The 25,807-nt window shown below is 59.1% G+C and carries 23 protein-coding genes; 14 read left to right on the top strand and 9 right to left on the bottom strand.

Annotated elements, in window-relative coordinates; translation table 11 throughout:
- Positions 1–25 precede the first annotated feature (25 nt).
- Positions 26–811, bottom strand: a complete 786-nt coding sequence (locus DFO52_RS00220; protein ID WP_133548709.1) for a MipA/OmpV family protein — start codon at positions 809–811, stop codon at positions 26–28.
- A 124-nt stretch (positions 812–935) separates the two neighbouring features.
- On the opposite strand from DFO52_RS00220, the gene DFO52_RS00215 reads away from it, so the two are divergent.
- The 4 genes from DFO52_RS00215 (at position 936) to DFO52_RS00200 (ending at position 7,125) form a co-directional block, all read left to right on the top strand.
- Positions 936–1,631 (top strand): response regulator, encoded by a 696-nt coding sequence (locus DFO52_RS00215; protein WP_133548707.1) that lies wholly within the window; start codon positions 936–938, stop codon positions 1,629–1,631.
- The gene (locus DFO52_RS00210) at positions 1,628–2,824 is read left to right on the top strand and encodes an ATP-binding protein (RefSeq protein WP_133548705.1); all 1,197 of its coding nucleotides are present in this window, start codon (positions 1,628–1,630) and stop codon (positions 2,822–2,824) included. The genes DFO52_RS00215 and DFO52_RS00210 overlap by 4 nt, the downstream gene beginning before the upstream one ends.
- Before the next feature lie 78 nt (positions 2,825–2,902).
- Positions 2,903–4,051: an efflux RND transporter periplasmic adaptor subunit gene (locus DFO52_RS00205; RefSeq protein WP_133548703.1), complete on the top strand. Its 1,149-nt coding sequence runs from the start codon at positions 2,903–2,905 to the stop codon at positions 4,049–4,051.
- Complete coding sequence (locus tag DFO52_RS00200) at positions 4,048–7,125, top strand: efflux RND transporter permease subunit (RefSeq protein WP_133548701.1); 3,078 nt, start codon at positions 4,048–4,050, stop codon at positions 7,123–7,125. The genes DFO52_RS00205 and DFO52_RS00200 overlap by 4 nt, the downstream gene beginning before the upstream one ends.
- Before the next feature lie 23 nt (positions 7,126–7,148).
- Here the strand turns inward: DFO52_RS00200 and DFO52_RS00195 are convergent, their stop codons facing one another.
- The gene (locus DFO52_RS00195; RefSeq protein ID WP_133548699.1) at positions 7,149–7,916 is read right to left on the bottom strand and encodes an arylamine N-acetyltransferase; all 768 of its coding nucleotides are present in this window, start codon (positions 7,914–7,916) and stop codon (positions 7,149–7,151) included.
- 96 nt (positions 7,917–8,012) lie between these two features.
- On the opposite strand from DFO52_RS00195, the gene DFO52_RS00190 reads away from it, so the two are divergent.
- A complete protein-coding gene (locus tag DFO52_RS00190; protein WP_133548697.1) occupies positions 8,013–9,467 on the top strand; it encodes a PLP-dependent aminotransferase family protein in 1,455 nt (484 codons plus the stop codon).
- On the opposite strand, the gene DFO52_RS00185 is transcribed toward DFO52_RS00190, so the two are convergent.
- Positions 9,439–10,323 carry a LysR family transcriptional regulator gene (locus tag DFO52_RS00185; RefSeq protein WP_133548693.1) on the bottom strand — a complete coding sequence of 295 codons (885 nt, stop codon included), beginning with the start codon at positions 10,321–10,323 and terminating at the stop codon, positions 9,439–9,441. The two genes, DFO52_RS00190 and DFO52_RS00185, sit on opposite strands and share 29 nt — an antisense overlap.
- 135 nt (positions 10,324–10,458) lie before the next feature.
- Here DFO52_RS00185 and DFO52_RS00180 point away from each other — a divergent pair, with 135 nt between their 5' ends.
- Positions 10,459–11,439 (top strand): nitronate monooxygenase, encoded by a 981-nt coding sequence (locus tag DFO52_RS00180; RefSeq protein WP_133548691.1) that lies wholly within the window; start codon positions 10,459–10,461, stop codon positions 11,437–11,439.
- Between the two features lie 40 nt (positions 11,440–11,479).
- On the opposite strand, the gene DFO52_RS00175 is transcribed toward DFO52_RS00180, so the two are convergent.
- Entirely contained in the window at positions 11,480–12,535 is a 1,056-nt protein-coding gene (locus tag DFO52_RS00175; protein WP_133548689.1) for an SDR family oxidoreductase, read from the bottom strand.
- A 97-nt stretch (positions 12,536–12,632) separates the two neighbouring features.
- Here DFO52_RS00175 and DFO52_RS00170 point away from each other — a divergent pair, with 97 nt between their 5' ends.
- Complete coding sequence (locus DFO52_RS00170; protein ID WP_133548687.1) at positions 12,633–13,520, top strand: LysR family transcriptional regulator; 888 nt, start codon at positions 12,633–12,635, stop codon at positions 13,518–13,520.
- 82 nt (positions 13,521–13,602) lie between these two features.
- Positions 13,603–13,872, top strand: a complete 270-nt coding sequence (locus tag DFO52_RS00165; RefSeq protein WP_029740278.1) for a hypothetical protein — start codon at positions 13,603–13,605, stop codon at positions 13,870–13,872.
- A 12-nt stretch (positions 13,873–13,884) separates the two neighbouring features.
- On the opposite strand, the gene umuC is transcribed toward DFO52_RS00165, so the two are convergent.
- Together umuC and umuD are read right to left on the bottom strand one after the other, a co-directional pair.
- On the bottom strand, positions 13,885–15,147 hold the full coding sequence (umuC, locus tag DFO52_RS00160; protein ID WP_133548685.1) for a translesion error-prone DNA polymerase V subunit UmuC: 1,263 nt from the start codon (positions 15,145–15,147) through the stop codon (positions 13,885–13,887).
- Positions 15,131–15,565, bottom strand: a complete 435-nt coding sequence (umuD, locus tag DFO52_RS00155; protein WP_029740280.1) for a translesion error-prone DNA polymerase V autoproteolytic subunit — start codon at positions 15,563–15,565, stop codon at positions 15,131–15,133. Before umuD ends, umuC begins: the two co-directional genes overlap by 17 nt.
- A gap of 287 nt (positions 15,566–15,852) precedes the next feature.
- Here umuD and DFO52_RS00150 point away from each other — a divergent pair, with 287 nt between their 5' ends.
- Positions 15,853–16,053: a hypothetical protein gene (locus DFO52_RS00150; protein ID WP_029740281.1), complete on the top strand. Its 201-nt coding sequence runs from the start codon at positions 15,853–15,855 to the stop codon at positions 16,051–16,053.
- A 45-nt stretch (positions 16,054–16,098) separates the two neighbouring features.
- Here DFO52_RS00150 and DFO52_RS00145 read toward each other — a convergent pair whose 3' ends face one another.
- A complete protein-coding gene (locus DFO52_RS00145) occupies positions 16,099–16,965 on the bottom strand; it encodes an aldo/keto reductase family oxidoreductase (RefSeq protein WP_054830290.1) in 867 nt (288 codons plus the stop codon).
- Positions 16,966–17,109: 144 nt separating this feature from the next.
- Between DFO52_RS00145 and DFO52_RS00140 the strand changes: the two genes are divergently transcribed.
- On the top strand, positions 17,110–18,771 hold the full coding sequence (locus tag DFO52_RS00140) for a methyl-accepting chemotaxis protein (protein ID WP_133548683.1): 1,662 nt from the start codon (positions 17,110–17,112) through the stop codon (positions 18,769–18,771).
- A gap of 27 nt (positions 18,772–18,798) precedes the next feature.
- Here DFO52_RS00140 and smrA read toward each other — a convergent pair whose 3' ends face one another.
- Entirely contained in the window at positions 18,799–19,362 is a 564-nt protein-coding gene (gene smrA, locus DFO52_RS00135) for a DNA endonuclease SmrA (RefSeq protein ID WP_059346655.1), read from the bottom strand.
- A 354-nt stretch (positions 19,363–19,716) separates the two neighbouring features.
- On the bottom strand, positions 19,717–20,628 hold the full coding sequence (locus DFO52_RS00130) for a LysR family transcriptional regulator (protein ID WP_133548681.1): 912 nt from the start codon (positions 20,626–20,628) through the stop codon (positions 19,717–19,719).
- Positions 20,629–20,803: 175 nt separating this feature from the next.
- Here DFO52_RS00130 and DFO52_RS00125 point away from each other — a divergent pair, with 175 nt between their 5' ends.
- The 4 genes from DFO52_RS00125 to ogt are packed head-to-tail and all read left to right on the top strand — an operon-like array spanning position 20,804 to position 25,648.
- Entirely contained in the window at positions 20,804–22,114 is a 1,311-nt protein-coding gene (locus tag DFO52_RS00125; RefSeq protein WP_133548678.1) for a M20 family metallo-hydrolase, read from the top strand.
- On the top strand, positions 22,114–23,559 hold the full coding sequence (locus tag DFO52_RS00120) for a M20 family metallopeptidase (RefSeq protein WP_133548676.1): 1,446 nt from the start codon (positions 22,114–22,116) through the stop codon (positions 23,557–23,559). Before DFO52_RS00125 ends, DFO52_RS00120 begins: the two co-directional genes overlap by 1 nt.
- Positions 23,560–23,595: 36 nt before the next feature.
- Positions 23,596–25,122 carry a p-aminobenzoyl-glutamate transporter gene (abgT, locus tag DFO52_RS00115; protein WP_029740288.1) on the top strand — a complete coding sequence of 509 codons (1,527 nt, stop codon included), beginning with the start codon at positions 23,596–23,598 and terminating at the stop codon, positions 25,120–25,122.
- 10 nt (positions 25,123–25,132) lie between these two features.
- On the top strand, positions 25,133–25,648 hold the full coding sequence (gene ogt / locus DFO52_RS00110; RefSeq protein WP_047647947.1) for a methylated-DNA--[protein]-cysteine S-methyltransferase: 516 nt from the start codon (positions 25,133–25,135) through the stop codon (positions 25,646–25,648).
- The last annotated feature ends 159 nt before the right edge of the window (positions 25,649–25,807 follow it).

Genomic DNA, 25,807 nt, shown 5'->3' with positions numbered 1-25,807 from the left:
CTCGCCCACATCGCGCTCCGCGAATTTAAAATGTCCAGGTGATAGCGGCGGTTGCAGACCCTTCATTACGCCGCATTACGATCGGGCTGTTATTCGCACGATCGCCAAGCCAGGTATAGTCCGCACTCAGCACCGTCCCCCAGTGAGCATCGAACTGATGGCTCCAGGTCAGGCTGGTGTCGACGCCATAGAATCCACCCGGCGCAGCATAGGGGCGATATCCGGTGCGGCGGCTCTGCTGCTCGCTGACCCCATACCAGGTATTCAGATAACGGCTGTCGCCAAACAGGGCCGCAGACTGAAAGGCAACCGTATCCTGGTTATTTTGCACGGGGATCAGCGTCACGGAGGCCTGATAGCTTGCCCCCTGGCTGTCCGTTAACGGCAGCGTCGCTTTGCCTTCCATACTCAGCCATGGCGCGGCCTGCCAGCCGACGGCAAGTCCGGTATTCAGAGTGGCATCAATGTCCCCCATCCCTTTCAAATTGTTTGCGCCCTCACGCCAGCCAGAATTTTTATCAGCCCTTCCGAAGTCGTAGCCCAGCGTGTGTTCGAAATACCAGCCGCTGTCGTTTTGCAGGTCATATCCCACCCCTTTTTGCGCATCAATAAAGAAAGCGCCTTTGCGTCCCTGCAGCACCGGAACCACCTGCCACACCTGCTTGTCTGAGCCTGAGTAACGCGGGGCATACTGCCCCCCAAGCCCCACGGTGAGGGAATCGGACGCGGTGCCATCATCCGCCTGCACGCCGGAACTCACGGCCATCAGAAGCGGGACGGACATATACAGGACTTTTTTTATCGCTATCATACTGCTCTCCATACGGACGCTGGCACCTCCTGATACGGGGGCGGCCACACAACGTTGGCGCAGTATGATTTGGCTGAATCAATGAATCGTCGGGATAGTGTTAAGAAATGGTCAAGGTGAACGGATGTTGTCCAGAAGAGTGCTGATTATTGAAGATGACGCCGATGCGGCTGGCGTGCTCGAGGCCTATTTACGGCGGGAAAATTACGACGTGACCATTACCGGAGACGGTCATTCCGGGCTGGATATGGCGCAGCGGTGGAAGCCCGACCTCATACTGCTGGACGTGATGCTGCCGGGGCTTAACGGCACCGAGGTGCTGGCTGGCCTGCGTCGTAAAAGCGATGTGCCGGTGATCATGGTCACGGCCATGGGGGATACCCCCGACCGCATTGGTGCCCTGCGGTACGGTGCCGATGATTACGTTGTGAAGCCTTATCATCCGGGCGAAGTGGTGGCTCGGGTGCAGGCGGTGCTGCGGCGCAGCAGTAAAAAAGAGACGGACGAGGCGATCCTTCGCTGGCAAACGCTGGAGGTGAACGTGGCCGCCATTGTGGCGAGCGTGGATAACGGCGGCGACGCGCCCGTGATGCTCGATCTTACGCCAACGGAATTCTCGCTTCTGGCAACGCTGCTGCGTTCTCCGGCGCACCCGTTCTCCCGCCAGTATTTACTGGAGCACTGTTTGCCGGAAAGCGAGGCGCTGGAGCGCGTGGTGGACACCCATATTTATAACCTGCGTAAAAAACTCGAAGCGGCGGGGATCTCCGGCGTGTTGATCAACGTTCGCGGCGTGGGTTACAGGTTCAGACAGCCATGATTAAAAATCAGCACTCCTCTCTGTGGCGCTGGATCTGCGCGCGCATCTTAGCGCTGGCTATCGGCAGCGTGATCGTCATTGCCACCTGCATGTGGCTGCGCTATGCGGTGCAGAACTACTGGATAATGGGCAAAATGCCAGCGGCGGTCCGCCAGGAGTTTCTGGCGCTCAGCCAGAACCCGCAGGCCAATCCGGCCCGCTTCCACTCGATTGTGGATACCTGGTGGGGCCTGAGCTATTCCACGCCGTCTATCGCCTCAGCCGACTGGGCCACGGTGGCCCTTCTGGTGCTGGTGATGATCCCGTTTATTGTGGTGATGGGGCTCAAACACGCCCGGCCGCTGGCGCTGCAGTTCAGCCGCCTTCGCGATGCGGCAAAGGATGTCGCCGACGGGCAGTTTGGCCGTCAGGCGGAACTGATCGAGGATGCGCCGGCTGAAATGGTCAGCTTTGCGACCGACTTTAACTCCATGACGGGACAGCTCGCCCGCTATGAAAAAGAGCTCCGCGCCTCGCACGTCGCGATGGCGCACGAGCTGCGCTCGCCCCTGACGGCCGCCATCGGGCGTCTGCAGGGCATGTTAGACGGCGTGTTTGATGCCAGCCCGGCGCAGCTCGGCATGGTGATGAAACAGCTCCAGCACCTCAACCGCCTCACCGATGAGCTTCACCTTCTCTCGTTGGCCGACGCGGGTAACCTCGTGCTGGAGGACCAGCCGTTCTGTCTGGATGAGCTGATTCAGGAGCGGGCTGCCTGGATCATGCCCGAGGCTGACGCGCATCATTTTCGGATAACGCTTCGCAACCCGCGCACCAGCCCCTTCAGAGGCGATGCGTTCCGTCTTGGACAGGTCGTTACCATCCTCATGGAAAATGCGCTACGTTACGGGCGCGAGGGCGGCCACCTCGAGGTGGCGCTGCGTTACGCCAGCGGTCATTACATCCTCGAATTTACCGATGACGGGCCGGGCGTGTCGCCCCAGTTCTTACCGGAAATGTTTAAACGCTTTAGCCGCGAGGAGCAGTCCCGCGCCCGGCATTCCGGCGGCAGCGGCCTCGGTTTGTCCATCGCCCGGGCGATTTGTGAGGCTCATGGGGGTGAGATTAGCGCGTCATTGCCGGAAACCGGCGGCCTCGCCGTGCGCATTTTATTGCCCTGGCACCCGTCCGGTAATGAAAATCTCCACTCTTGATAAAGCCTTGACAGAACGTCGAATCTTTCTCGACGTAGCGCGCATTTAATAACGCCATTCCCTTTATGGAGCGGCGTTATGTCAGACGAATTTTTTCTCTCCCTCCGCCATTGCCTGCATCATATGTACGGCGTGGCGCGCACCCTTTCCTGGCTGCATTTTCTTCCCCTGGCCCTGCTTGCGCTGGCGATTTTTCCGCTGACCGGCTGCGGTGATAAACACGAAAATAAGCCCGACCCGGCGCGAGCGGTACGCTACGTCGTCGTCGGGGCCGCCCAGACCCTTCCCGCGCTGGAAAGAACCGGTGAGATCCATGCCCACGATGAAACGACCCTGAGCTTTCGGACCGGGGGCCGGATACTGACGCGCAGCGTTGATATTGGCGACCGGGTCACTGCCGGACAGCTGCTGGCCACGCTTGACAACGCGACCGGGCAAAACCAGCTCGACGGCGCGGCGGCCGACTATGAAGGCGCCAAAGCCTCGGCGCAGGTTGCCGCGCTTAACGTCAGCCGAATGCAAAAGCTCATGCCAACGGGTGCGATAGCCCGCACGCAGCTCGACAGCGCCCGTGCGGACTGGCTTGTCGCCCGCGCGCGCTTAAAAAGCAGCGAGGCCGCGTGGCGAAATGCCCGCGAAAGCCTCGGCTGGACGCGCATGATCGCGCCGCAGGCGGGCGTCATCACGGCCGTGAACGCCACTTCGGGACAGGTTGTCAGCGACGGTCAGTCCGTGCTGACGCTGGCGACCGGTGAAGCCCGCGACGTGGCGTTTGATATTGCCACTCCCGATGCGATCCCGCCTCTGGATAAGACAGCTTTGCGGGTTTCCCTCCTCAGCAACCCGTCGGTACAGGCGTCTGCCGCGCTGCGGGATATCACCCCGCAGGCCGATCCTCAGACCCGCACCTGGCGCGTCAGGGCCACCCTGCAAAACCCGCCCGCGGCCATGGCGCTGGGCGCCAGCGTGACCGTCACGTTGCCATCGTCTGCCCCGCGCGGATACACCCTTCCCGCCTCGGCGCTGACCCGCGTCGGCGACAAACCCGCCGTTTTTGTGATTACCCCGCAGTCGCGGGCGCAGCTGCGCGCGGTGGTGCCCGCGAGCTATACGGCCTCCTCCGTCATGATTGCCTCCGGCCTTGAGCCGGGCGACCGGGTGATTACGGCGGGCGTGAGCACATTGCGGTCCGGCGAGCCGGTGGTTGCCGGAGAGGTTCAGCCATGAACACAGGACCGGAAGCCAAATTTAACCTCTCCGCCTGGGCGCTGAAGAACCAGCAGATGGTCAGCTTTTTCATGCTGCTGGTGATTGCGATGGGCGTGTTTTGCTATGAAAAGCTGCCGCGTAACGAAGATCCGGCTTTTACCATTAAAACGGCCGTCGTCTCCGCGCAGTGGCCGGGAGCAACCGTGGCGGATACCACCCGCCTGCTCACCGATACGCTTGAAAAAAAGCTGCAGGAAACGCCCTGGCTGGACTATCTCGAAAGTGAAACCCGGGCCGGACGCACCGTTATCCACGTCAACCTCCGTGACGATACGCCCCCGCAGAGCGTGCCGGACATCTGGTATCAGGTTCGCAAAAAAATGCAGGACATCGCGCCGTCCCTGCCTGATGGGGTGCAGGGTCCTGCCGTGGACGACGAGTTTGACGACACGTTCGGCACAATTTACGCCTTTATTCCCGAGGGCTTCACCCTGCGGGAGGTGCGGGATCGCGTAGAGACAATACGGCGCGAGCTCATGTCCCTGCCGGATATGGGCAAAACCACCCTGCTGGGCGAACAGCAGGAGCAGTGGGTCCTCGCCTTTTCTCCGGCACGCCTGGCCGGGATGGGGCTCGATATTCAGGCGGTCGCCGACGCCCTACGGGCGCAAAACGCGGTTGTCCCGGCAGGAACGATGCGTACCGAAAAAGAGAACATGGCGATCAAGGTCAGCGGGGCGCTCACGACCGAAGAGAGCTTACGCGCCGTCACGCTGCACGTGAACAATCGCTATATTCCGCTGACCGACATTGCCACCATCACCCGGGAAATCGCCGAGCCACCGGCCCCGGCCTACCGGGTGAACGGTAGACCGGCTATCGGACTGGCGGTGTCGATGGCGCCAACGGGCAACATGCTGCGTTTCGGCGCTGCGCTGAACGCCAGAATGGCGGCCCTCAGCGCCGGGCTGCCGCACGGTATCGAGATGGTGAAAGTTGCCGATCAGTCAGCGGTGGTCAGTGACGCGGTAAGCGGGTTTATCCGGGTGCTTATCGAAGCCGTTATTATCGTGCTGGCGGTTTCATTTGTCTCTCTGGGCTTACGGGCCGGACTGGTGGTGGCGACGGCCATCCCGCTGGTGCTCGCCATGACGTTTGCCGGCATGATGCTCGCCGGCATCGGCCTTCAGCGCATCTCGCTCGGGGCGCTGATCATTGCCCTGGGCCTGCTGGTGGATGACGCCATGATCGCCGTTGAAACGATGGTCTCCCGGCTGGAAGCGGGGGATTCCCGTCGGCACGCGGCTACCCATGCATTCAAAACGACGGCCTTCCCGATGCTCACCGGTACTCTGGTAATGATTGCCGGCTTTATTCCCGTTGGTTTTGCGGCCTCCAGCGCCGGTGAATACTGCTTTTCCCTGTTTGCGGTGGTGCTGATTGCCCTGCTCTGTTCCTGGGCTGTCGCGATCCTGTTTTCGCCGCTGACGGGCACGTGGCTGCTGCCGGAAAAAGTCAGACCTCACGCGGCAGGCCCCGGCAGGATCGCGCGCGGGTACGGACGGCTTTTACGTCTGGCACTGCGTCACCGGCTCGCTACCGTGCTGATTGCGCTTTCCGCGCTGGGGCTGTCCGCGTACGGCACGACGTTTATGCAGGGCGAGTTTTTCCCCGCTTCGGACAGGCCTGAGCTGCTGGTCAGCCTGACGCTTCCGGCCAACGCGTCGCAGCCGGAAACGCTAAGAGAGGTGGAAAAGCTGGAAAAGGCGCTGGCCGGCAACGGCAACATCGATCGCTATTCGACGTACGTCGGGTCGGGCGCCATCCGTTTTTACCTGCCGATGGACGTGCTGCTGGAAAATGAAAATATCGCCCAGATGGTCGTGGTGGCTAAGGATCTTGAGGCGCGGGATCGTCTGCATGCGCAGCTCAACAGGATCCTGGCGACGCAGTTTAGCGACATCATCACGCGTGTGTCGCCCCTTGAGCTGGGGCCGCCCGTCGGCTGGCCCATCAAATACCGGGTGAGCGGGCCAGATTATCTGCAGGTTCGGGCGTTTGCGAACCGTCTCACGGACGCGATTGGGCAGTCCCCGTTCTCACGCGACGTTAACCAGACGGCCGGAGAGCCGGAGAGGGTCATAACCCTTGAGGTGAATCAGACGGCGGCCAGGGCGGCGGGAATATCGTCAGAAAGCCTCGCCCGCACGCTGAACACCGTCTGGTCCGGCAGCGTTGTTACCTCCATCAGGGATAACGACCGCCTTGTCGACGTGGTGCTGCGGGCCACGGACGATGCACGTCACAGCACCGCCACCCTCTCCTCGCTCACGATTCAGGGGAATGACGGTAAAAAAATTCCGCTCAGCGCCGTCGCGACGCCGGTCTGGGGCGTGGACGATCCGGTCATCTGGCGTCGCCAGCGCGTGCCCTTTATCACGGTGCAAACGGACCTTGCCCCGGGGCTGAAGGCTGAAGCGGTATCCGCGGCGCTTCGTCCGGCGGTCGACAGGCTGCGCGCGAGCCTGCCCGCAGGTTACAGCATTGAAGAAGGCGGTGCGGTTGCCGAATCGGACAAGGGGAACAGCTCCGTCTTTAGCGTTCTTCCGGTAACGCTGGTCCTCATGCTGTTGCTGCTGATGCTTCAGCTGCGGCGATATTCCCGGATGCTGCTGGCCCTCCTGATGGCCCCGTTTGGCTTGCCGGGGATCGTGCTGGCTATGCTGCCCGGCGGCACGCCGATGGGGTTTGTCGCGCTGCTGGGCGTTATCGCCCTGGCGGGGATGATCGTGCGCAACGCGGTGATATTGATTAGCGAGGTTGACAGCAATCTTGCTCAGGGGATAGCAAACGATGCCGCCATTATGGCGGCCGCGGAGCACCGGGCCAGACCCATCCGCCTGACCGCCTGCGCCGCCATTCTGGGCATGATCCCGATCTCTCATCAGGTCTTCTGGGGGCCAATGGCCTATGCGATTATCGGCGGGCTGCTGGTCGCGACGCTGGTGACGCTGACCGTGTTACCCGCGTCGTTTAGCCTGCTGTTACAGTGGGGAACTCAGCGCAACGCCGCAGAAGACGGGCTGCGCTGAGGCCCTCCTCGTTCCCCGGCAGATTACGCGGCGGTCAGCGCAAAACGGTTTTTCAGGACATGGCGGATTTCATCCTCCGCCAGTTTCCGCGTTTCAGTGCCGTTCGCCGTGATGGTTTTCAGCATATCGCCCAGTAAAATCTGGCGTCCTTCCGGGCTGTGCTGCACCACCACCCGCTTCTGCACAAAGATGGCATCCGGGTGCGTGGAGTTAAGGTAGTTGGCCGGAACGAAGTCAATCCATTCCTGAGGGGTGAGATCAAAGCCGTACTGCCGGGCCCATTCCCCCTCAACCTTCGCCTCAAGCAAATACTCACCCTCCGCGCTGCGGCTCAGTCGGAACGTGTCGAAATCCTGCGTGATATCCACATCAAGCGTGTCCAGCGCCATCGGCGCGCGAATGCCGTAGCTGCCGAACCCGAGGTCGCAAAGCCACTGTCGGCTATCTACCTCAGCGATGAGCGCCATATGGGTTTTCGGCCGCCGCGCGGGGTAGAACATCGGGCGCGCCGCCACGAAGCGGTAAGGGATCCCTAACGCCTCCAGCGCCATGGCAAAAAGCCCGTTTACCTCATAGCAGTAGCCGCCGCGCCCCTGCGTTAACACCTTATCGGCAATATCGTCCGGCGCCAGCGAGACAACTTTGCCCGCCTGCACGTCCAGATTCTCAAAGGGGACTGAAAAGAGCTGATGGCGCATCAGCGCATGCAGGGTGGCCGTATCGACAGCCGCCGGTCCGGTGTAGTTTATGCGGTTGAAATAGGTGGAAATGTTGAAGTTATCGCTGTGCATAATGCCTCCTTGTCCTGATCATGCCGGACACTATAGATGGCGCGCATCAATGGCTGTATAGTCAGTTTTATCGAAAATTAGCCTGAACAGTTACCCATGTCTGCCCCGTCCCAGTCCTCTCCTCACTATCGCCGTATTGCGGATATGCTGCGTCTTACCATTACGTCCGGCGCGCTGCGCGCCGGTGACAGGATGATCTCCGCGCGCAAACTGGCCGAACGCGAGCGCGTTAGCCTTCCGACGGCGCTGGAGGCCCTTCGCTGCCTGGAGGCTGAAGGGCTGATCGTTGCGCGTCCACGTTCAGGCTATTACATCCGCCAGACCAGCCAGCCTCCGCGCGCGGAGCCCGCGCGTTCCTCGCCGGGCCCGGTCCCCGTCACCATGTCCGCCGTGGCCCGGTCGCTGTTCAGCAGTGCAGAAGCCCGGCTGATCCCGCTGGGCGCCGCCCTGCCCGATCCCGCGTGGCTGCCGGGAGATGCGCTGCAGCGGGCGTTGCACTCTGCGGGCCGTCGTCTGGACGCGCATGGACAGAGCTACAGCCTGCCTCCGGGAAGGCGGGATTTGCGAAGCAAGATTGCCGCGCGCTCTGCCCAGTGGGGAGCCCGGTTCGGTGCGGACGATCTCATTATTACCGCAGGCGCGACGCAGGCGCTGCGCCTGGCCCTTCGGGCCGTGTGCCTGCCGGGCGATGTCGTGGCGATTGAGCAGCCCGCCTACTTTGGCACGCTCCTGCTGCTGGAGGATTTAGGCCTGAAGGCTTTAGCGATCCCCACCGACCCTGTGGAAGGCCTGCTGCTGGAACCGCTGGCGGACGCTATTCGCCGCCACCGCCCTGCTGCCGTTCTGGCCTCGCCCACGGTACAAAATCCTTTGGGTGCCAGCATGCCCGTCGCGCGCAAGCAGGAGCTGGTTGCCCTGCTGGAAGAGGCGGGTATTCCCTTGATTGAAGACGATGTTTACGGTGACCTGGTCGGCGAGGGGCAACGCCCTCCGGCCTGCAAGGCGTTCGACCAGAGCGGGAATGTGATTTACTGCAGTTCCCTGTCTAAAACGCTTGCGCCCGGATGGCGAATCGGCTGGATCGCCGCCGGACGCTACTCCCCGCAGGTCTTACAGGCCCGCATGGCCGGAGAATGGGCTGGTGCCCCGCTGCTGGAAGCGGCGACGAGCGAAGTTCTGGCGAGCGGCGACTACGATCGCCATCTGCGGCGGCTGAAGCGCCGGATCGCAGAGGGCGTTCACGCCGTCGTGGCGCAGATCAAGGCGAGCTTTCCACCCGGTACGCGCGTTAACGTGCCCGCTGCAGGTTTCCTGCTGTGGGTTGAACTGCCTCAGCGGGTCAACGCGCTGGAGGTGCACCGTCGCGCGCTGGCGCTGGGCATTGGCGTCAGCCCTGGCCCCCTGTTTTCCCCTGCCGCGGAGTTAACGCACTTTCTGCGGCTGAACTGCGCAAACGAACCCACGCCCCGCCTGCTGAACGCCGTGGAGCAGATTGGCGCGCTGTGTCACGAGCTGGCTGCTTTCACACCAGACTCTCCAGCCATTCGGTAAAGACCCGCACCTTGCGGGAGAGATGGCGGTGTGGATAGAGCAGTGACAGCTTGCGGTCCGGCGAACGATAGTCCGGCAGGACTTCAACCAGAAGACCGCGGTCTATGTAAGGCTGGAGAAAGAGATTCATCCCCTGCATTAACCCCAGCCCGGCAAGGCCTGCCGCGATGTAGGCCTCGGAGTTATCCACGACAAGCTTACCGGGCAGGGTAATTTCCGCGATGCCTTCTGGCGTGGTAAACGTCCACGGATGAATTTGTCTGCTGCTGTTATTAATCCAGTTGATGGCCTGATGCTTGCGTAAATCATCCGGCGTTTCTGGCGTACCGTGTTTTGCCAGCCAGGCCGGGCTGGCGCAGGTCGTGATTTTGATGTTCCCGATTTTACGCGCGATATACTCGCCGTCCTCCAGCTCTCCCACCCGCAGCACGCAGTCCAGGCCATCCCGCAGCATATCCCGACGGCGGTCAGAGCTGCTCAGAATGATGTCGATCTCAGGATGCTGACGATAAAAATCAGGCAGATTGGGTATCACCCGCAGCGTGGCAAAAGAGACCGGCATATCCACACGCAGCTGGCCGTGTATTGCCCGGTCCGTACCAAACGACTCCAGCAATTCGTCCGCCTGCGCCAGCAGGGGTTTACTCCGGCGATAAAAGGCTTCCCCATCCGGCGTCAGGCTAATCCGACGCGTTGTGCGCTGCAGTAGCCGGGTGCCGCTGTGCTGCTCCAGAAGCTGTAACGCTTTGGTAACTGCCGGACGATGGACCTGCAGATTCTCCGCCGCCTGGGTAAGACTGCCTGACTCGACAATTTCAATAAAAATTCGAATAGCTTCAAAGAGGTTTATTTGCATAAGGAACGCTTTTGTCGCGAGCAGGATAAAATGATTGTTATTAATTTTATAACAGTGATGAATCTTTTTGGCTATTTTTCCTAACAATCCTGCGCCCTACACTCTTCCCCATTCAAACGTGAGGGAGAGTCCGCTATGAAAAATAACCGTATTTGCCAGATCCTGGGCATCGAAAAACCTGTTATTCAGGGGCCGTTATCCTGGCTCACCGATGCCCGTTTAGTTGCTGCGGTCAGCAATGCCGGAGGACTCGGCGTGCTGGGGCCCAATGCCGGTTTAACCGCCGACACCGCGGTCTCCACGCCGGAAGAGACCGCCGAAAAAATGCGCGAAGAAATTCGTAAGACCAAACGACTGACCGAGAAACCGTTTGGCGTGAACCTGATCCCCACGGCCGTTAATGACGTCTGGACAGGGCCTATTCTTCAGGTGGTGAAAGACGAAGGCGTCAGGGCCGTGGTGTATACGGGCTATGGGGAAGGCAGCATTATTCCCGCGCTGTTCAGCGAGTTAAGAGAGGCGGGTATCGCCATTATCTACCGCGACATCAACCCAACGCCGGAGAACACCCGCCTCGCGGAAGAAATGGGGGCTGACATTATCGTCGCCACCGGTTTTGATGAGGGCGGGACGTTACCCGCAACGGCGCTTGGCACCTTTTCCATCGTGCCGCTGATTGCCGATGCCGTGAAGCACGTCCCGGTTATGGCCGCGGGCGGCATTACCGATAATCGCACCGCCAGAGCGGCGCATGCATTGGGCGCGGAAGGCGTGTTTGCCGGTTCAGTGTTTATCAGCACGGAAGAAAGCCGCGTGCCGCAGAGCGTCAAAGAGAAAATTGTTGCCGCCAACGGCCTCGATTTGCTGCTTTTCCGCACCGTGCCCCATTACTACCGCTCTCTTCCCGGCAAGCTGGCGGAAAAACTGGCGTCGATGGATAAAGCAGGCGCAAGCAACGAAGCGCTGGGCAAGGCGATGGGAGGATTACGGGGCCTGCGTCTTGGCATGCTCGAAGGCAACACCGACGAGGGCTATATCGCGCTCGGCACGGGGATTGGGAACATCCGCAGCGTGAAAAGCGTGGCCGAGGTTGTGAATGCGTTAACGGTTGAGTAAGCACCCGGCGTCCTGGCCTGCACCAGGACGCCCAGGCTCATCAGGGAATAATCCGCGCGGCTCTCAGCTGCGCGAACAGGCGGAAAAACATCTCATCGGTGGCCTGCATTTGCGTAAAGCCCGCCCTGCGCAGCTTGCTCCCGTCACCGAACATGTCGTAATCCCAGCTAAAGACAAAATCGGCAAACCGCCCGTCGCTCAGCTGCAGAATATCCGCTTCCACCAGCCGCTCTTCGGCAAGCTCTCGCCATACCCCGCGATAGTCGTTAAACAGCTGATGAAATGACAACCTCACCGGCGGCGCAGAGTCCAGTTCAAACCAGCGTGCAATGCGCGGCCACAGCTCGCTCCAGCGCCAGACATCGCCATTGTTCACGTTGAACGCCTGATTCTGTGCCGCAGGTGACGCGGCGGCCCACACCGTGGCCTCGGCCAGCAGCCCGGCGTCGGTATGGTCAACGATGCTGTGCCAGGCCTGTTCCGAACCGGGAAAACGCAGCGGTAACCCCAGCGCCCTGCACAAGGAGGCGTACAGGGCGATGCTCAGTGCGAGGTTCATGGCATTACCCGGTACCGCACTCCCCACCACGCCCGGCCTGATGGCATTCCAGTGCCAGCCTTTCCCCCGCTGAAACTGGCTGAGCCACGCGAGCTGCGCGGCGTTAAATTCGGCACCCGGCACGCCGGGATCGCTTTCCCGCGCCGGGGTTTTAAACGGCCCCAGATGCGCACCATAGACTTTGTACCCCTGCATCAGGCTTACCGTCTGTAAAGGTGCCGTTTTTTCGAGGGTGCTGACCAGATTACGCAGCATGGTAACGTTCGGCTCAACCATGTCCGTCCAGTTCGCCGCGTTCGCCCAGGCGCTGTAAAAAATGTGGGTGACACCATTCAGGGCGTCCAGCGCCCGCGCGGTGTCCTGCGCATCCAGTAAATCGACGTTCACCACGGGAATGCCGTCCGGATGGGTTACCTCGCGGCGACTGAGGCCGATCACCTCCCACTGATGGTGCTGGAGCGTGCTGACCAGCTGTCTGCCGACTATGCCGCTGGAGCCCGCGACCAGGGCGACGTTGTGTTGCTGCATCTTATTCATGGTGTTTCTCCGGAAAGGGTGACAGACGCAGTGTGATATATTATTTTTTCTGGAGATACCCCCTGAAACCGATGGCACTTATAAGCAGAATCATTAAATGAATAATAAGCTCACCGCCATTTCTACCTTTCTACGCGTCGCTGAAGCGGGCTCGTTTTCGGCGGCAGCCCGTCAGACCGGCATTAAGCAGTCCGCCGTCAGTCAACAGATCGCGGCGCTTGAGGATGAGCTTGGCGTGGTGCTGCTGCACCGTACGACGCGTACGATGAAGCTGACCGAACAGGGTGAACGTTACCGGCGTGATATGCAGCTTGTGCTGGACGCAATGGGGGAAGCGGAGAGGCGTCTGCATCCTGTTGACCATAGCATTCAGGGACGCATCCATGTCCAGTTACCGAGCGGCCTGGGGCAGATCGTTTTGCCGCATCTGCTAGCGCTACAGCGCCTGCATCCCGAACTGCAGCTGATGATTTCCCTGGATGACCGCCTTGCCGATCTGGTGACGGAGGGCGTGGATGTCGCGATACGGCTGGGCAGTGAGCCTCCGCAGGCGCACGCGGCTCGCGTGCTGGCGCGTATTGAAGCCGCGCTGTTTGCCGCACCCGGTTTTCAGGCGGTACACGCCGTCAGCGAGCTTACCACGCTGCCACACGTACGGTTCAGCGGTATTCCGCTGGATGCCCCCCTGCGCCTGATTTCTGACGAGGAAACGGTCGAGGTCAACGTGAATACCGTTTTCCGTGCCAACACCAGCGACGCGCTGCTGCAGGCGCTGGAGGCCGGCATCGGTATCGGCGGCATGCAGCGACCGCTCGTGGCCAGGGCGCTGCAGGCGGGCACGCTGGTACCGGTGCTGCCCGACTGGCGCTTGCCCGATCGCTTCCTCTATGCCGTCTATCCTGACGCCCGCTTTATTCCGCAGCGCGTCAGAAAGGTCGTCAGCGTAATCGAGCAGTTACTGCCTGAAATAGTAAAGAAAAACTGATTGTTTCCGCCGTAAATCACGTGCATTTTTTAACCGCAAGGAATAGAGTGTTTTTACCATATCCCTTCTTTCTGGAGCACGTATGCCGGATTACTGTTTTTTCCAAAAAGGCCCGAACCTCATTGCGATCGAGAGCGCAAACACCGATGCGGCCGCTCAGCTCATCGCTCAGGGGTTTGAAAAACAGTTTGAGGAGATCGGCGCCGCGGATGAAAAAGAGGCGCTTACTCGCCTTGCGGATATCCGTAAAAATAATGAGATCGATCGCTATAACTTCCTGGCCGGAGCGGGCGAAATGCCGCTGATCGGCGCGCTGGCGGCTGCGGCAACCTGGTTGGTGCAAAAGAAATAACGCAACCATCCTCTACTTCGCCACCGGCAAATCGGCGTACCGCGTCGTATAGGCCGGTGACAGCATCTCACGCTTCATTGCCCAGGATTTCTCAATACCCTGCCCGGCGAACCATATCTTCCCTTTACCGGAATGATTTACGCTGTCCATCATCTCCATCAGCGCCGCGCTGTTGGCGCTCAGACGATTATCGTCAAACAAATTCAGCTGGGCGACGCCGCTGCTGAAAAAGTCCGCCAGCATGACCCCGGCTTTCATATAGCGATAGCCGTCGAGCCATATACGCCCCAGCGCCTCCGTGGCGGCGCGGATGATATCGCGCGAGTCATTGGTGGGCGTCATCAGGGTGACAGAAGCCTGATTACCGTAATAAATTTCGTTGTCCGCGTGCGGGCTGGTGCGCACAAACACGCTGATAAAACGACAGTATTGATGCTCGCCGCGCAGTTTTTCCGCAGCGCGTTCCGCGTAGGCGCAAATGGCCTGGTGCATCTCCTCGTACTGTGTAATACGGTGTCCAAACGAACGGCTACAGATAATTTGCTGCTTCGTGGGGGTGAACTCTTCCAGGTCAAGGCAGGGCTCACCGCGAAGCTCCCGGGCCGTCCGTTCCAGTACCACGTTGAAATGTTTGCGAATGACCCAGGACGACGCTTCCGCCAGCTCCAGCGCCGTGGTGATCCCCATAGCGTTGAGCTTTTTCGTGATGCGCCGCCCTACTCCCCACACCTCCTCTACCGGAACCTTTTCCAGCAGCTTACGCTGCCGCTCGCGGCCTGAGAGATCGACCACGCCGCCCGTGCTGGCCCAGCGTTTCGCCGCATAGTTGGCCAGCTTCGCCAGCGTTTTGGTCGGGGCAATACCGACGCCAACGGTTAAGCCCGTATTTTTAAAGACCTGCGTGCGCATCTGGTGACCGAACGCTTCCAGTGACAGGCAGTGACTGACCCCTGAAACGTTCACGAACGCCTCATCGATGGAGTAAATCTCTATTGCCGGGGCGAGATCGGTCAGCGTCTGCATGACCCGACTGCTGAGATCGGCATACAGCGCATAGTTCGAGCTAAAGACGTAAACTTTTGACGGGTATAGTTTTTCTTTGAATTTAAAATACGGCTCACCCATTTTTATGCCGAACTGCTTTGCCTCCCGCGACAATGAAATGATGCAGCCGTCGTTATTGGACACCACCACGATGGGTTTCCCCTCCAGATCGGGGCGGAACACCTTCTCGCAGGAGGCGTAAAAGCTATTCACATCAACCAGCGCGAACATGTTTATGCGTTTTGAGGGTGTGGGTGACGACGCCGAAGATCTGCAGCTCCTCTTCGGACTGAAAGGTAATTGGCTGATAGCGGGCATTATGCGGCAGAAGTCTCAGAACCGGACGGGTCTGTAGCTCTTTCACCGTAAACTCACCGGCGACCGACGCCACGACGATATCCCCGTGTTCGGCATTTAACGAACGATCGACCACCAGCAGATCGCCGTCGCCGATCCCCGCCCCAATCATGGAGTCTCCACTCACCTTGATAAAATAGGTCGCACTGGGGTGTCTGACTGCCAGCCGGTTAAGATCGAGACGATCCTCCACATAATCCTGCGCCGGGCTGGGAAAACCACAGGCCACGCGTTCTAAAAACAAAGGTAATTCAATGTCTTGTTTTGGGTGATAAGAAAAGAGAGTGTCCATAATGCCTTTCTCGCCAGATACTGTATATAAATACAGTATTACGGATTATGGACAAGGATCAAGGTCATTTCCAAAGGCGAACCCAAACGCGTTGAAGTTTGAGCGGTTTTAATTTAGCAACGTTGCCCGCCGTTAACAGGCCTGACATCACAAGTCATATAAAAGTCATCTAGTTTATGACTTATAAAAAATAACATCACTATGCAATAACTACACGTTGACTTTAAAGTCAGATAAAAGCATATTTTACCGAACGAATTAACAAGACTTACTGGAGAATATTTTCAATGCCAGCCCGTGACTATCCAGACAAGCGTGTTGCACGCGGTCTGGCAAAGGAGGCCGATCTCAGAATGTTGAGCGCCCGCATCGATCCCGATCTGATGGAGTACATCAGAACCACCGCCTTTGAGACGCGTAAGAGCAAGCAGGAGATTGTGGCGGAAGCGTTAGCGCTTCACAGGCAGAAAAGTCAGACAGGACTCTAAGCGCGCAAAGCCGGAAGCATCCTTCAGGCTTTGCGCGTGTTACCTTTAATCCATCAGCGAATTCAGCGTTTCCAGCGCTTCAGGCGGCAACCGCAGCTCCCCCGCCGCGAGGTTTTGACGCAGATGCGCCACGGAAGAGGTGCCAGGGATCAGCAGAATATTCGGGGAACGTTGCAGCAGCCATGCCAGCGCAACCTGCATTGGCGTTGCGCCCAGTGAATCCGCGACGGCCTGCAGCCCGGAAGATTGCAGTGGCGTAAAGCCTCCCAATGGGAAGAACGGCACATACGCGATCCCCTGCTGCGCCAGCAGATCCACCAGCGCGTCGTCACCCCGATTCACAATGTTGTACATGTTCTGCACGCACACCACCGGGACCATCTTCTGGGCTTCCGCAACCTGGGTGGCCGTGACGTTGCTCAGGCCAATATGACGCACCAGACCCTGCTGCTGTAATTCGGCCAGGGTGGAGAGCGGTTCAGCAATCGACCCTTCCGCCGGCCCGTGCGCGCTAAACATGATCCGCAGATTCACCACGTCCAGCACGTCCAGCTGCAGATTACGCAGGTTGTCATGCACCGCCTGAGTCAGTTCCTGCGCGGAAAAGGCCGGCAGCCAGGCACCTTTTTCGTTGCGACGGGCGCCAATCTTGGTGACGAGCGTCAGATCGTCCCGGTACGGATGAAGCGCCTCGCGGATCAGCTGGTTAGTGACATGAGGACCATAAAAATCACTGGTATCAATGTGGTTCACCCCCGCCGCCACCGCTTCGCGCAGCACGTCCAGCGCGGCCTGCTTATCCTTAGGAGGGCCAAAGACGCCCGGCCCGGCGAGCTGCATCGCACCGTAGCCCAGTCGTTTAACCGTCCGCGTCCCGAGCGCGTACGTCCCGCTTTTATCAATGCTGCTCATGTTAACCTTCCTCATAAAAATGATCCGGATTTACAACAGGTTCCTCACCGGAGCCCTTAGTTAAGCGCGAGTTAAATTAAAGTTTAAATTCTATACGACGATAGTATTGGTGTACCTCTGCATCCTTTCTAACGGACGACCGCTATGCTGAAAAATTTGCACGTGATTACCGGTATTATCTTTGCCCTCACCATATTCTGTCTGTTGCAAGTTGTCACGGGAGGGTTGTTCTACTCTGCCGTCAGCAACGATCGCCATAACTTCCAGAATTCCGGCGTGCTCAATGCCCAGCAGGAAAGCCTGAGCGACAGCGTGAACACGCTGGTGAAAACGCGCGTCACCGTCACCCGCGTGGCGATCCGCTACCTGAAAAACCAGCGCGACCCGGCTTCCCTTGCGGCGATCAATAAGCTGCTTGGCACCGCAGCCGACTCGCTGGCAAAAGCCGAAGCCTTTAACAAAGAGTGGCAGAAGCTGCCGCAGGTTAACGGCCAGGAGGCAGCATTAACCGACGAGATGCAGAAGTCCTGGAACCAGATGCACGAAGTGATGCGCTTATCGATTGAGTATCTGCGTGCCGACAACTACCAGGCCTATGGCGATCTGGACGCGCAGCAGGCGCAGGACGAGATGGAAGCGGTCTATAACCGCTGGCGCGCCGAAAACAACACCCTGCTGAAGGCCGCAACCGAAGAGAACCAGAGCAGCTTCACGCAGATGCAGTGGACGCTGGCGGCTATTCTGCTGGCCGTTATCGCGGTTCTGGTGGTCATCTGGCAGGGTTTACAGCACCTGCTGTTAAAACCCCTCCACTCCATTATGAACCATATTCGCGCCATTGCAGGGGGTGACCTGACGCAGGAGATCGCTATCTCCGGTCGCAACGAGATGGGCCAGCTGGCTGCCGGCCTGCATGAGATGCAGCAGTCGCTGGTGACCACCGTCAGCGCCGTACGTGGAAGTACCGATTCCATCTACACCGGCGCAGGCGAAATTGCTGCGGGGAGCAACGATCTTTCCGCCCGCACCGAGCAGCAGGCCGCCTCGCTCGAAGAGACCGCCGCCAGCATGGAAGAGCTGACCGCGACGGTTAAACAGAACTCCGATAACGCCCGTCAGGCAACGCTGCTGGCGAAAAACGCCTCTGAAACGGCCGCGCGCGGCGGTCACGTCGTGGATAACGTGGTTCGCACCATGAACGAAATCGCCGACAGTTCGCAGCAAATTGCGCATATTACCGGCGTGATCGACAGCATCGCGTTCCAGACCAACATTCTGGCACTTAACGCAGCGGTGGAAGCGGCACGCGCCGGGGAACAGGGTCGTGGTTTTGCGGTTGTTGCAGGTGAAGTCCGTACGCTGGCGAGCCGCAGCGCGCAGGCGGCTAAAGAGATCAAAGGGCTTATTGAGAACTCCGTCAGCCGGGTCAATACCGGTTCTGAGCAGGTCAGCGAGGCTGGCACCACCATGAAGGAAATTGTCGCTGCCGTCACCCGCGTGACCGACATCATGGGTGAGATTTCATCAGCCTCTGACGAGCAGAGCCGCGGTATTGAGCAGGTGAGCCTGGCCGTTTCGCAGATGGACAGCGTGACGCAGCAGAACGCCGCGCTGGTGCAGGAGTCCGCCACGGCGGCTGCGGCACTGGAAGATCAGTCCGAGCAGCTGCGCCAGGCGGTGGCCGCGTTTCGCCTGAACGGCAAAGAAAAAGCGGTCGCCCCACGCCCGGCCAGTCTGAAAACGCCACAGCTGCTGCGCCCGGCGACGACAGCCGCCTCTACCGACAGCAACTGGGAAACGTTCTGAGTCACCGGCGGGCGAGGAGATCGCCCGCTAGCGGCTGCGCTTGGCGTGCCGCTCCCAGTTTTCCTGTTTTGCCTCATCCGATTTTCGCAGTGAAACATAGCATGCCCCGCTGCCGCCGTGATGCGGCAGCGCCACGCAGAAGGCCTGCACTTCCTCAAACTCGGTTAACCAGCGCGCCAGATAGCTGCGCACCACATTGGGATGCGAGTTTTGCTCGCGCCCTTTCCCGTGAATGATAATCAGATTGCGTAACCCGTCGCGTCCGGCCTGGCGAATAAAAGAATAGAGCATCTGACGGCAGCGTTCGGCGGGCTGACGCAGGAGGTTTAAGCTGGCCTGGCGGGCATATTTCCCCGAGCGCAGCTTATCAATAACGCCCTGCTGTACCCCTTCTCGCCGGAACGCCAGCGGCTCTTCCAGGGGAAGCACGTCAAGAAAATCCAGCGTCAGGAAGTTATCCAGCTGTTCGCTATCCACCTCCTCGCGCGTCCGCGTATTGCGGCTGGGCTGCCAGTGAATATCCGCGCAGCGCTTCAGGGGCTGGACATCTTCCATGGCGTCAAGAAAAAATGATTTGTCGTCAGGGTTCATGGACATCCTCCGGCTACATCTGAGGACTGTACTATACCTGCGCCAGAGACCGGCCTCAATCACCGTTACAGGACGATGCGTGGCAATATTATTAACCTGATGAATATATATAGTAATTATTAAATAAACTTAAATCAGACTTAACTAAAATTTCAGCAAAGGTAAAATACGTGATTTATGTTAAAATTTCATTAAATCAATCACTCACCTGCCTTTCATTTTTCTGGAAAAGTGTTATACCTAAATATACCTGCCCCATGGAAATAATACCCAGGATTGGCGAAAGGACGCACTGCTGTGTGTACTATAGGGTCTGTCTGATGTCGGGCAGATCCTGTTTTTTTAATAGGCATTTCACGCTTCGATTAATTTTCTCGCTTCTCTTCTGAATTGCGTAATTAATGATTCCGCCAAGGGCGTCTGACGTGAATCACGGCGCTGAATTAAATAATAGGCCGCTTTAGGAAGCGATTCGACAACCGGCAGCATGACCAGACGGTGCGCCAGCAGCGGATCACAGCCTAGTTCCTGCGGCAATATGCTTAAAAAATCACTTTGCGCGACCAGGCTAATACAGGAAGAAAATGTTTCGCAAACTACACCAATTCGCGGTATTTGCGAGCGATCGCTAAACACCTCTTCTAATTGCTTGTAATAGCTTCCCCGCGGCGTCGGCATTGTCCAGTTATAATGCAGAAGTTCATTAATAGACGTTGCCCCCATTGCCGGATGCCCCTCCCGACAAAATACCGCAAACGGTTTTTCGAAGAGTTTTTCAAACGTAAACTCCTGGTCGTAAGGCCCCTGATAATAGGTATTGATGGTGAAGTCCAGCTCGCCCTGGCGTAATTCATTGATCATCGACACCAGCTGTCCTTCCATAATCCGCACCTTGACCTGCGGATGCTGCGCATGAAAGCGGGTGATAACGGCGGGCATCAGCGTGCGTGAAACGCTGGCCCCCATTCCGATGTTGATCTGCCCGGCCAGCTCACCCTGCCGCTGACGGATGTCATCCTGCGCCGCGCGCAGCTCTTCCAGAATCAGCCTGGCGCGCTGGTAAAAGCCCTCGCCGCATTCGGTCAACGCGACGCCCTTACTCCTGCGCACGAAAAGCTGCGCCGCCATGCCCTCCTCCAGCTCTTTGATGGATTTGGTCAGCGCCGGCTGGGAAAGATTCAGCGTCCTGCTGGCACCGCGAATGCTGCCCTGACGCGCAACCTCAACAAACGCCCGGATTTGATGAAATTTAATCTGGAATGTCATAGCCCGACCGATAACCGTTGTTTATCAGAGTAAAGAAACTGTCATCTACTTTAATGGAAAGGGATGTGCGAGGGTAATTCCTGAACGGTTAAAACTGTGAAAAATCGGTTAGTGATAAGTAAAAACTATCACAGCGTGAAGCAGTTCACATATTTTAATGATGACAGGAACAGATATGGACACACTGGCGCAGTACATCCAGACGTTATCCCCGCAGCTGAGCGCATGGCGTCGTGATTTTCACCATTTTGCGGAATCCGGCTGGGTAGAGTTTCGTACCGCCGCGAAAGTCGCGGAAATCCTCGATTCGCTGGGTTACGAACTGGCGATGGGTCGCGACGTGGTGGACGCCGAAAGCCGGATGGGGCTGCCCGATGCCGCTACCCTGACGCAAGAGTTTGCCCGCGCGCGGGCGCAGGGCGCGCCTGAGAAATGGCTGGCGCCGTTTGAGGGCGGGTTTACCGGCATTGTGGCGACTCTTAACACCGGCCGCCCTGGACCGACCCTGGCGTTTCGCGTCGACATGGATGCCCTTGATTTAAGCGAAGCGCTGGATGAAAGCCATCGCCCGTTCCGCGACGGGTTTGCCTCCTGCAACGCGGGCATGATGCACGCCTGCGCGCACGACGGCCACACCACTATTGGTCTGGGGCTGGCGCGGGTGCTTAAGCAGAATGAAGCGCAGCTCAACGGCACCCTCAAGCTGATCTTCCAGCCTGCCGAAGAAGGCACACGCGGCGCGCGCGCCATGGTTGCCGCCGGCGCGCTGGACGACGTGGACTATTTCACGGCTATTCATATTGGTACCGGCGTCCCTGCCGGAACGGTGATTTGCGGCAGCGATAACTTTATGGCCACCACCAAGTTCGACGTGAACTTTACCGGCGTGGCCGCACACGCGGGCGGTAAACCGGAGGACGGACGTAACGCCCTGCTCGCCGCCGCGCAGGCCGCCCTCGCCCTGCACAGCATAGCCCCGCACAGCGAAGGCGCCTCCCGGGTGAACGTCGGGGTGATGCAGGCGGGCAGCGGACGCAACGTGGTGCCCGCGAATGCCCTGATAAAGGTTGAAACGCGCGGCGAAAGCGAAGCGATTAATCAGTACGTCTTTGAACGCGCGCAGGCGGTCATTACCGGCGCAGCGGCGCTCTACGGCGTGAGCGCCGAGATGCGCCTGATGGGCGCCGCAACCTCCAGCGCGCCGACACCGGCGTGGGTGGATTATCTGCGCGAACAGACGAGCCAGGTTTCCGGGGTTGTTCACGCCATCGATAAGGTGAAGGCGCCAGCGGGTTCCGAAGACGCCACGCTGATGATGGCCCGCGTGCAGGAGAACGGCGGCATGGCGTCGTATATGGTGTTCGGCACGGATTTGAGCGCCGGACATCACAACGAAAAATTCGACTTCGATGAGCAGGTCATGGCCATCGCCATTGAAACGCTGGCGCGAACTGCGCTCAATTTCCCGTGGACGCGAGGTGTGTAATGCAGGAGAACTACGCTTTTATTGCCGATGCGATCGACACGCGATGTCGGACGTTAACCGATATTGCCGACGCGATCTGGGATCGTCCTGAAACCCGCTTTGAAGAGTTCTGGTCCGCCGAGCGGCTCGCCAGCGAGCTGGAGTCAGAAGGATTTACGCTGACGCGCGAGGCAGGCGGTATTCCCAACGCCTTTATCGCCAGCTTCGGCAGCGGGAAACCGGTCATTGCCCTGCTGGGCGAATACGACGCGCTGGCCGGGCTAAGCCAGCAGGCGCACTGCGCAACGGCGCAATCCGCCACGCCGGGAGCCAACGGCCACGGCTGCGGGCATAACCTCTTAGGCACCGCGGCGCTGGCGGGCGCGGTGGCGGTGAAAAGCTGGCTGGAGCAGCACGGCGGCAGCGGAACGGTGCGTTTTTACGGCTGTCCCGGTGAAGAAGGTGGCTCCGGGAAAACCTTTATGGTGCGCGAAGGCCTGTTTAATGACGTCGATGCCGCCGTCACCTGGCACCCGGAAGCGTTCGCCGGGATGTTTAACGTCAGCACGCTGGCGAATATTCAGGCGGCCTGGCGTTTTCACGGCGTGGCGGCGCATGCGGCCAACTCCCCTCATCTGGGGCGCAGCGCGCTGGACGCCGTGACGCTGATGACCACCGGCACCAACTTCCTCAACGAACACATCATTGAGAAAGCGCGCGTCCATTACGCCATTACCGATACCGGCGGGATTTCACCCAACGTGGTGCAGGCGCAGGCTGAGGTGCTGTACCTGATCCGCGCCCCGGAGATGGCCGATGCGCAGCAGATCTACGAACGCATCGAGAAAATCGCCCAGGGCGCGGCGATGATGACCGAAACCACCGTCGAGTGCCGCTTTGATAAAGCCTGCTCCAGCTACCTGCCGAACCGCACGCTCGAGGCGGCGATGTATCGCACCCTGCATCACTACGGCACGCCGCTCTGGACGGAGGAAGAACGCGCCTTCGCCCGCGAGATCCGCGCCACCCTGACGCCCAACGATCTGCAAAACAGCCTGAAAAATATTGCCGCAACGGGGGGAGACGCGGGTAAAGCCTTTGCCCGTCGTCATCAGGAGACGCTGCTGGTGGACGAAGTCGCGCCTTATTCCGTCACCGACAACGTGCTGGCGGGTTCAACCGACGTGGGCGACGTCAGCTGGAAAATGCCGGTTGCCCAGTGCTTCAGCCCCTGCTTTACCGTCGGCACGCCGCTGCACACCTGGCAGCTGGTGGCGCAGGGACGTACCTCCATTGCCCACAAAGGCATGCTGCTGGCCGGAAAAGTAATGGGCGCGACCGCGCTCAATCTGCTGCAGGACGCAGCGCTGCTGAAAAAATGCCGCGAAGAGTTTGAACAACAATTACAAGAAAAACCGTACGTGTGTCCGATCCCGCAGGGCGTGACACCGTCACCTTTAAAATAAAAAAACATAACAACACAACACTCCCGAGGAACGCCCATGAGTATGTCATCCATACCTTCGCATTCCCCATCCGGTAAGCTCTATGGCTGGGTTGAAAGGATCGGCAATAAAGTGCCGCACCCTTTCCTGCTGTTTATCTATCTGATTGTGATTTTAATGGTCGCCACCGCCGTGCTCTCCGCCTTTGACGTGAGCGTGCGCAGCCCGGCTGACGGCAGTCTGGTGGCGGTAAAAAACCTGCTCAGCGTCGACGGGCTGCACTGGTTTTTACCCAACGTCATCAAAAACTTCAGCGGCTTCGCCCCGCTGGGCGCCATTCTGGCGCTGGTGCTGGGCGCCGGGCTGGCTGAACGCGTGGGCTTGCTGCCCGCATTAATGGTGAAGATGGCTTCGCACGTCAGCGCGCGTTACGCCAGCTATATGGTGCTGTTTATCGCCTTCTTCAGCCATATCTCCTCCGACGCCGCGCTGGTGATCATGCCGCCTATGGGGGCGCTGATTTTCCTCGCCGTCGGGCGTCATCCCGTGGCGGGCCTGCTGTCGGCGATTGCGGGCGTGGGCTGTGGATTCACCGCCAACCTGCTGATCGTCACCACCGACGTGCTGCTCTCGGGCATCAGCACGGAGGCGGCGAAGACCATCGATGCGGCAATGCACGTCAGCGTGATCGACAACTGGTACTTTATGGCCAGCTCGGTGATTGTCCTGACGATTGTCGGCGGGCTGATTACCGATAAAATCATCGAGCCGCGGCTGGGTAAATGGGAAGGCCGTAGCGATGAAAAGCTGGAAACCCTGAGCAAAGAGCAGCGCTTCGGCCTGCGCGTGGCGGGCGTTGTCTCGCTGGCCTTTATCGCGCTGGTGGCGCTGATGGTGGTGCCGGAAAACGGCATATTGCGCGATCCGGTTAAACATACCGTCCTGCCGTCGCCGTTTATTCAGGGCATCGTGCCGCTGATTATCCTCTTTTTCTTTGTCGTTTCGCTCGCCTACGGTATCGCTACCGGCAAAATCCGCCGTCAGGGCGATCTGCCGCAGCTGATGATCGAGCCGATGAAGGAGATGGCAGGCTTTATCGTGATGGTGTTCCCGCTGGCGCAGTTTGTGGCGATGTTTAACTGGAGCAACATGGGTAAGTTTATGGCCGTGGGCCTGACCGACGCGCTGGAGGCGGCCGGATTAAGCGGCGTACCGGCGTTTGTCGGCCTGGCGCTGCTGTCATCCCTGCTGTGCATGTTTATCGCCAGCGGCTCCGCCATCTGGTCGATTCTGGCCCCGATCTTCGTGCCGATGTTTATGATGCTGGGTTTTCATCCTGCGTTTGCCCAGATCCTGTTCCGCATCGCGGACTCCTCGGTGATTCCGCTGGCGCCGGTTTCGCCGTTTGTTCCGCTGTTCTTAGGCTTCCTGCAGCGCTATAAACCCGAGGCCAAACTGGGTACCTACTATTCGCTGGTTTTACCCTACCCGCTTATCTTTTTAGGGGTATGGCTGGTGATGCTGGTGGCATGGTATCTTGTCGGCCTGCCGATTGGGCCGGGGATATACCCGAGGCTGAACTAAAGGAATGAGGATGCTGAGATTACTCGAAGATAAGATCGCGACGCCGCTCGGGCCGCTGTGGGTGATCGCGGACGAGCAGTTCTGCCTGCGCGCCGTCGAATGGGAAGAGCACAGCGACCGGATGGAAGAACTGCTCCATGTTCACTACCGCGCGCAGGGATATGAACGTATTCGTGCCACCAACCCGGGCGGGCTGAGCGACAAGCTTGCGGCCTACTTCGAAGGCGATCTCAGCATCATCGATACTCTGCCAACAGCCACGGCAGGCACGCCTTTTCAGCGCGAAGTGTGGCAGGCGCTGCGGTCCATTCCCTGCGGGCAGGTCATGCATTACGGCCAGCTCGCGGAACAGCTAGGCCGCGCAGGCGCCGCACGCGCGGTGGGTGCCGCGAACGGCTCTAACCCGGTCAGCATCGTGGTGCCGTGCCATCGCGTCATTGGCCGCAACGGCACCATGACAGGCTATGCCGGCGGCGTGCAGCGCAAAGAGTGGTTGCTGCGTCACGAAGGGTATCTCCTGCTCTAGCTTCCAGGCTTTTTGTGCTTAATTTTCTTCCGGTTAGGCTAAAAATCCATAATCAAGCTGTGGAATTTCAAGAAGATGGCGACACGTTGCCGTCTCTTGTCCTTATTGAGGGTTTGTCAGGCTTACGTACTTACCAAAAAGATGTTAAAATTGACCAAT

Origin of the sequence: Enterobacter sp. AG326 (assembly GCF_004362415.1) — a bacterium.
In the GTDB taxonomy this organism is placed as follows: Bacteria; Pseudomonadota; Gammaproteobacteria; order Enterobacterales; family Enterobacteriaceae; genus Enterobacter; species Enterobacter asburiae.
Note: the sequence above shows the minus strand (reverse complement) of the source record. Positions and strands in the feature narration are given on the sequence as shown.

Excerpts from the sequence above, each read along its gene's own strand:
- DFO52_RS00145 (WP_054830290.1), bottom strand. The coding sequence starts at position 16,965 with ATGAGCAGCATTGATAAAAGCGGGACGTACGCGCTCGGGACGCGGACG.
- DFO52_RS00120 (WP_133548676.1), top strand. The coding sequence starts at position 22,114 with ATGCAGGAGAACTACGCTTTTATTGCCGATGCGATCGACACGCGATGT.
- DFO52_RS00140 (WP_133548683.1), top strand. The coding sequence starts at position 17,110 with ATGCTGAAAAATTTGCACGTGATTACCGGTATTATCTTTGCCCTCACC.
- DFO52_RS00165 (WP_029740278.1), top strand. The coding sequence starts at position 13,603 with ATGCCGGATTACTGTTTTTTCCAAAAAGGCCCGAACCTCATTGCGATC.
- DFO52_RS00175 (WP_133548689.1), bottom strand. The coding sequence starts at position 12,535 with ATGAATAAGATGCAGCAACACAACGTCGCCCTGGTCGCGGGCTCCAGC.
- DFO52_RS00125 (WP_133548678.1), top strand. The coding sequence starts at position 20,804 with ATGGACACACTGGCGCAGTACATCCAGACGTTATCCCCGCAGCTGAGC.
- smrA (WP_059346655.1), bottom strand. The coding sequence starts at position 19,362 with ATGAACCCTGACGACAAATCATTTTTTCTTGACGCCATGGAAGATGTC.
- DFO52_RS00205 (WP_133548703.1), top strand. The coding sequence starts at position 2,903 with ATGTCAGACGAATTTTTTCTCTCCCTCCGCCATTGCCTGCATCATATG.
- umuC (WP_133548685.1), bottom strand. The coding sequence starts at position 15,147 with ATGTTCGCGCTGGTTGATGTGAATAGCTTTTACGCCTCCTGCGAGAAG.
- DFO52_RS00190 (WP_133548697.1), top strand. The coding sequence starts at position 8,013 with ATGTCTGCCCCGTCCCAGTCCTCTCCTCACTATCGCCGTATTGCGGAT.
- DFO52_RS00150 (WP_029740281.1), top strand. The coding sequence starts at position 15,853 with ATGCCAGCCCGTGACTATCCAGACAAGCGTGTTGCACGCGGTCTGGCA.
- ogt (WP_047647947.1), top strand. The coding sequence starts at position 25,133 with ATGCTGAGATTACTCGAAGATAAGATCGCGACGCCGCTCGGGCCGCTG.
- DFO52_RS00180 (WP_133548691.1), top strand. The coding sequence starts at position 10,459 with ATGAAAAATAACCGTATTTGCCAGATCCTGGGCATCGAAAAACCTGTT.
- umuD (WP_029740280.1), bottom strand. The coding sequence starts at position 15,565 with ATGGACACTCTCTTTTCTTATCACCCAAAACAAGACATTGAATTACCT.
- DFO52_RS00130 (WP_133548681.1), bottom strand. The coding sequence starts at position 20,628 with ATGACATTCCAGATTAAATTTCATCAAATCCGGGCGTTTGTTGAGGTT.
- DFO52_RS00200 (WP_133548701.1), top strand. The coding sequence starts at position 4,048 with ATGAACACAGGACCGGAAGCCAAATTTAACCTCTCCGCCTGGGCGCTG.
- DFO52_RS00185 (WP_133548693.1), bottom strand. The coding sequence starts at position 10,323 with ATGCAAATAAACCTCTTTGAAGCTATTCGAATTTTTATTGAAATTGTC.
- DFO52_RS00170 (WP_133548687.1), top strand. The coding sequence starts at position 12,633 with ATGAATAATAAGCTCACCGCCATTTCTACCTTTCTACGCGTCGCTGAA.
- DFO52_RS00195 (WP_133548699.1), bottom strand. The coding sequence starts at position 7,916 with ATGCACAGCGATAACTTCAACATTTCCACCTATTTCAACCGCATAAAC.
- DFO52_RS00210 (WP_133548705.1), top strand. The coding sequence starts at position 1,628 with ATGATTAAAAATCAGCACTCCTCTCTGTGGCGCTGGATCTGCGCGCGC.
- DFO52_RS00220 (WP_133548709.1), bottom strand. The coding sequence starts at position 811 with ATGATAGCGATAAAAAAAGTCCTGTATATGTCCGTCCCGCTTCTGATG.
- DFO52_RS00215 (WP_133548707.1), top strand. The coding sequence starts at position 936 with ATGTTGTCCAGAAGAGTGCTGATTATTGAAGATGACGCCGATGCGGCT.
- abgT (WP_029740288.1), top strand. The coding sequence starts at position 23,596 with ATGAGTATGTCATCCATACCTTCGCATTCCCCATCCGGTAAGCTCTAT.